This window comes from Streptomyces sp. NPDC059456 (assembly GCF_042750055.1).
GTDB lineage: Bacteria > Actinomycetota > Actinomycetes > Streptomycetales > Streptomycetaceae > Streptomyces.
Genome location: NZ_JBHYVA010000081.1, coordinates 13,742 through 18,998, shown reverse-complemented (window position 1 = coordinate 18,998; position 5,257 = coordinate 13,742). Strand labels below are relative to the sequence as shown.

The 5,257-nt window shown below is 74.1% G+C and carries 4 protein-coding genes; 1 reads left to right on the top strand and 3 read right to left on the bottom strand.

Annotated elements, in window-relative coordinates:
- Nucleotides 1-83 precede the first annotated feature (83 nt).
- The 3 genes from ACFXA3_RS10470 to ACFXA3_RS10460 form a co-directional block, all read right to left on the bottom strand.
- Entirely contained in the window at nucleotides 84-587 is a 504-nt protein-coding gene (locus ACFXA3_RS10470; protein ID WP_385184691.1) for a GNAT family N-acetyltransferase, read from the bottom strand.
- Nucleotides 588-654: 67 nt separating this feature from the next.
- The gene (locus ACFXA3_RS10465) at nucleotides 655-2,184 is read right to left on the bottom strand and encodes a helix-turn-helix domain-containing protein (RefSeq protein WP_385184688.1); all 1,530 of its coding nucleotides are present in this window, start codon (nucleotides 2,182-2,184) and stop codon (nucleotides 655-657) included.
- Between the two features lie 150 nt (nucleotides 2,185-2,334).
- Entirely contained in the window at nucleotides 2,335-4,290 is a 1,956-nt protein-coding gene (locus ACFXA3_RS10460; RefSeq protein WP_385184685.1) for an amidohydrolase, read from the bottom strand.
- A 104-nt stretch (nucleotides 4,291-4,394) separates the two neighbouring features.
- Between ACFXA3_RS10460 and ACFXA3_RS10455 the strand changes: the two genes are divergently transcribed.
- On the top strand, nucleotides 4,395-5,257 hold an 863-nt coding region (locus ACFXA3_RS10455; protein ID WP_385184683.1), incomplete at its 3' end, for a LacI family DNA-binding transcriptional regulator.

Below are 5,257 nucleotides of genomic sequence, written 5' to 3'. Positions count from 1 at the left end.
GCGGGGCGCGCGCCCCCCCCCCCCCCCCCCCGCCTCCCCCCCTCCGCCCGCGGGGGGGCTTCAACCCCGGGCACGGGGGCCGCCTACCCCAGCGTGGCCCGCCAGTCGTTGCTCGTGTGCCAGTGGCCGGGCGGGTACTCGAACCGGGTCTCGCCGAGCAGGACGAAACCCGCCGCACGGCAGACCGCGTTGGACGCCGCGTGGTCGACGGACGGGAACGCGTGGAGGTGGCGGCGCGTTCCGTGGTCCCGGGCATGGGCGACGAGCGCGCGGGCCGCCCGCGCGGCGAGACCGCGGCCCTGGAACTCGGGCAGGATGCCCCAGCCGGTCTCGTAGACCTCCTCGCCGTTGCGGACCCGCTCCCAGAAGCCGATGCTGCCCACGCTCTCGCCTTCCGCGACGACCCGGAACATCCGCCCGGCCGCCGGTTCGCGGGCACTGAGCGCGAGATACCGCGCATGCCGCTCCTCGAGCTTGGCACCGCTCTCCGGGCCGCCGAGATGCGCGGTCATCACCGGCTCGTTCTTGCGCAGCAGCAACCAGAAGTCGCCCTCGGCCCAGGGCTCGAGGCTCAGAGAATCATCCATGCACCCACGCTAAACGCCACCCGCCACCCGCTGCCGCCCGCCGGCCCGGGCGGCGGCCGCCGTGCCGCTAGATGTCGCGGAAGATCTCGATCTGGGCGCCGACCGAGTTGAGGCGTTCGGCCAGTTCCTCGTAGCCGCGGTTGATGACGTAGACGTTGCGGAGCACCGAGGTGCCCTCCGCCGCCATCATCGCCAGGAGGACGACCACGGCCGGGCGCAGGGCCGGCGGGCACATCATTTCCGCCGCGCGCCAGCGGGTGGGGCCCTCGACCAGGACGCGGTGGGGGTCCAGGAGCTGGAGGCGGCCGCCGAGGCGGTTCAGGTCCGTCAGGTAGATGGCCCGGTTGTCGTACACCCAGTCGTGGATCAGGGTCTGGCCCTGGGCCGCGGCCGCGATCGCCGCGAAGAACGGGACGTTGTCGATGTTCAGCCCGGGGAACGGCATCGGGTGGATCTTGTCGATCGGGGCTTCGAGCTTCGAGGGGCGGACCGTCAGGTCGACCAGGCGGGTGCGGCCGTTGTCGGCCGTGTACTCCGCGGAGCGGTCGTGGTCCAGGCCCATCTCCTCCAGCACCGCGAGTTCGATCTCCATGAACTCGATCGGGACCCGGCGGATCGTCAGCTCCGACTCCGTGACCACCGCGGCGGCGAGCAGGCTCATCGCCTCGACCGGGTCCTCGGAGGGGGAGTAGTCCACGTCCACGTCGATGTTCGGGACGCCGTGGACGGTGAGGGTGGTCGTGCCGACGCCCTCGACCCGGACGCCGAGGGCCTCCAGGAAGAAGCACAGGTCCTGGACCATGTAGTTGGAGGAGGCGTTGCGGATGACCGTGACGCCGTCGTGCCGGGCGGCGGCCAGCAGGGCGTTCTCGGTGACGGTGTCCCCGCGCTCGGTCAGCACGATCGGGCGGCCCGGCGAGACTCCCGCCTCGACCTTCGCGTGGTAGATGCCCTCGGTCGCGGTGATGTCCAGGCCGAAGCGGCGCAGGGCGATCATGTGCGGCTCGATGGTGCGCGTGCCGAGGTCGCAGCCGCCGGCGTACGGCAGGCGGAACTGGTCCATGCGGTGCAGCAGCGGGCCCAGGAACATGATGATGCTCCGGGTGCGGCGGGCCGCGTCCGCGTCCATGGCGTCCATGTCGAGGCGCGCCGGCGGGACGATCTCCAGGTCCACGCCGTCGTTGATCCAGCGGGTGCGGACGCCGATGGAGTTCAGGACTTCGAGGAGGCGGTAGACCTCCTCGATGCGGGCGACCCGGCGCAGCACGGTGCGGCCCTTGTTGAGCAGCGTGGCGCACAGCAGCGCCACGCACGCGTTCTTGCTCGTCTTGACGTCGATGGCGCCGGACAGCCGGCGGCCACCGACGACGCGCAGGTGCATCGGGCCCGCGTAGCCCAGAGAGACGATCTCGCTGTCGAGAGCTTCACCGATTCGGGCGATCATCTCAAGGCTGATGTTCTGGTTTCCGCGCTCGATCCGGTTCACGGCGCTCTGGCTGGTGCCGAGCGCGTCCGCGAGCTGACTCTGCGTCCAGCCCCGGTGCTGACGGGCGTCACGGATGAGCTTGCCGATGCGTACGAGGTAGTCGTCTGCCATGGATGCACCGTATCTCAGATATGAGATGACTCCTGCTTCGGGTGTGGCAGACGGGTGTTACGGGCCGTCAGCTCCACCCGGAGCTTCTCTGCATCTCGCTGATTACGGACATCTACCCCTTTGTCTGCATCGGCTAACCGATGTCACCCGTCAGTGGCCGCAGGCGTGGTGCCGGCCGCCGTGGACCGCCGTGTACGACGCCGGGCGCGCGGCCCCGGCGGCACGGGTGAGGGCGGTCGCCGCCGCCCGGCCCGCCTGCGAGTCCGCGTCGTGGACGACCCGGCCGCCGACCAGGGTCATCCGTACGCCCGTCCCGCTGATGTCCGCCACCGGACAGCGGGTCACATCCCGGTCCAGCAGCACCAGGTCCGCCGCCTTGCCCGGCTCCACCGTCCCCGTCAGCCCCTCCTGCTTCAGCTGCCACGCCGTCCCGGCCGTGTGCATCCGCAGGGCCGACGTACGGCTCAGTCCCTCCTGTTCGCGGTACAGCTCGCCCGAGCCGAACGCGCCCTGCCGGTCGACCGCGGTCCGCAGCTGGTTCCACACCTGGAGCGCGTCCACCGGCCAGTCCGATCCGCCGGTCAGCCGGGCCCCCGCCCGCTCCAGGCTGCGCGCCGGGTACATCCACCGGTGGCGCCCGGGGCCGATGTACGGGAGCAGCGCGTCCATCGTCCAGGTGTCCTGCGCCGCCCACTGGAGCTGCATGCACGCCGCCACGCCCAGCTGCGCGAAGCGCCGCAGGTCCGCCGGGTCCACCAGCTGCAGATGGGCGATGGTGTTGCGCGGGTCCCGCAGACCGGTCACCCGGCGGGCGTACGCGTACCCGTCCAGGGCCGTGCGCACCGCCCGGTCGCCCAGCCCGTGGGCGTGCAGCTGCCAGCCGGCCCGGTTGAACGCCACCGTCAGCCGGCCGTAGTCCGCCGCCGAGGTGTACAGCTCGCCGCGGTTCGCGGTCGGCTTGCCGTTCCCGTCCAGGTAGGGCTCCAGCAGCGCGGCCGTCTGCGCCGGGTACTCGATGACCCCGTCCAGGAACACCTTGACCGTCCCGAACCGCAGCCCGCGCACCCCCTCGAACTCCGTGCGCAGCCCGCGCGCGTACGCCAGCGCCCCCGCCGGGTCCTTGGTCTGCTCCGCGTCCAGCCGGATCGCCGGCACGATCCGCTGCGGCAGCCTCCCCGCCGCCGCCAGGGCCTGGTAGAGCTCCAGCTCGTGCCGTCCGACCAGGGCGTCCATCATCGTGGTGACCCCGGACGCGGCCGCCAGCCCCAGCACCTTCGCGCAGGCCGCGACCAGTTCGGCCCGGGAGGGCTCCGGGACGTGCCGCTGCACCAGGTCCTGCGCGTCGTCCTTCAGGACGCCCGTCGGCTGCCCGTCCGCGCCCTTCACGATCCGGCCGCCGACCGGGTCCGGGGTGGCGGCGGTGATCCCGGCGATCTCCAGGGCCCGCCGGTTCACCCAGAGGTTGTGCCCGTCCCCGCCGACCAGCGCGACCGGTCTGCGGGTCTCCAGCGCGTCCAGCATCGAGTGGTGCGGCACGCTCCCGGTCGGCAGCAGCCCGACGGGGTTCCAGTCCTCCACCACCAGCCAGCGGTCCGGCTCGGCGCCCGCGCCGCCGGTGTCGGTGAGGAATCCGGTCAGCAGTTCCCGGAGCTCGGGCAGGGTGGTCTCCGCCCCCTCCAGCGAGGGCCGCAGGGACCGGTCGCCGGCGCCCAGCGGGTGCACGTGCCCGTCGTGGATGCCGCTCATGACCGTGTTGCCGCGCGCGTCGACGACCTCGGTGTCCCGCCCGACGTGCCGGCGCACCGCCGAACCGCTCCCCGTGGCCAGGACCTTCCCGTCCCGGCCGACCGCCACCGCCTCCACCGGAGCCCCGCCGCCGCCGGTCCCGGTGAACACCCGGGCGTTGTGGATGACCAGGGCGGCCGAACCGCGTCCGCCGGACGTGGCCGCGGCGGCCGCCGGGCCCGCACCCAGCAGGCCCGCCGCGCCCGCCGCCCCGGCGGCCGCCAGCAGCCCGCGGCGGGAGAGGGGGGAGCGGGCGGGGGAAGCGGAGGGGGACGGGGAACGGGACGAGGAAGGGGAGGAAGAACGGGAAGAAGAGGTCATGGCCACTCCAAACGTCGGTGTGGCCAGGACACTGTTTGATTAACCCCTTAACCAGAACCCGTCGCCGCCGACGAAATCCGCACCGCCGTCCGTACGATGACCCCGTGCCCGGGCCCGGACCGACCATCGCCGACATCGCGCGCGCCGCGGAGGTCTCCACCGCGACCGTCTCGCACGCGCTGGGCGGCACCGGCCGCGTCGGCGAGTCCACCCGCCGGCGGGTCCGCGAGGTCGCGGCCGCCCTCGGGTACAGCGCCCGTCGCGGCCCCCGCACCCGTACGCTCGGCCTCGCCGTCACCACGTACGCGGGCTCCGCCTGGAACTACGTCGAGATCGCCTACTTCTCCCGGCTGCTGACCGCCGCCACCGCGGCCGCCCACGCCCGCGGCTACGCCCTCACCGTGCTGCCCGCCGACCGGGGCGCCGAACCGCTGTGGCACACCCTCGCCGTCGACGGGATGCTGCTGCTCGACAGCCCGGCCGGCGACCCGGTGCTGCGCGCCCTGCGGGCCCGCGGCCTGCCGGTGGTCTTCGACGGCCGTCCCCCGGAGCCCCGGCCGGGGGACGTGTGGGTGGACAACGACCACGAGGCCACCACCCGCGAGGTCCTCGACCACCTCGCCGCCTGCGGGGCCCGCCGGATCGCGCTGCACTCCGCGTACGGCCGGGAGTACTACACCGGGGCCGTCACCTCGGCCTACGCCCGCTGGTGCGCCGAGCGCGGGGCGGCCCCGCTGGTGGTCCCCTTCGACCCCGACGACACCGCCGGGCACGCGTTCGACGCCGTGTTCGCCGCGCCCGGCGCGCGCCCCGACGCCGTGTACTGCGTGTACGACCCCGGCGGCCGCCCGGTGCAGGGGGGGGCGGCCCCGCCCCGCGCGGGGGGGAACCCCCCCGGGGCGGGGGGGTGGGCGGGCGAGGGCCACCCCGCACCGGGGGGGCGCCCCACCGGGGGGCCCCCGCCCCG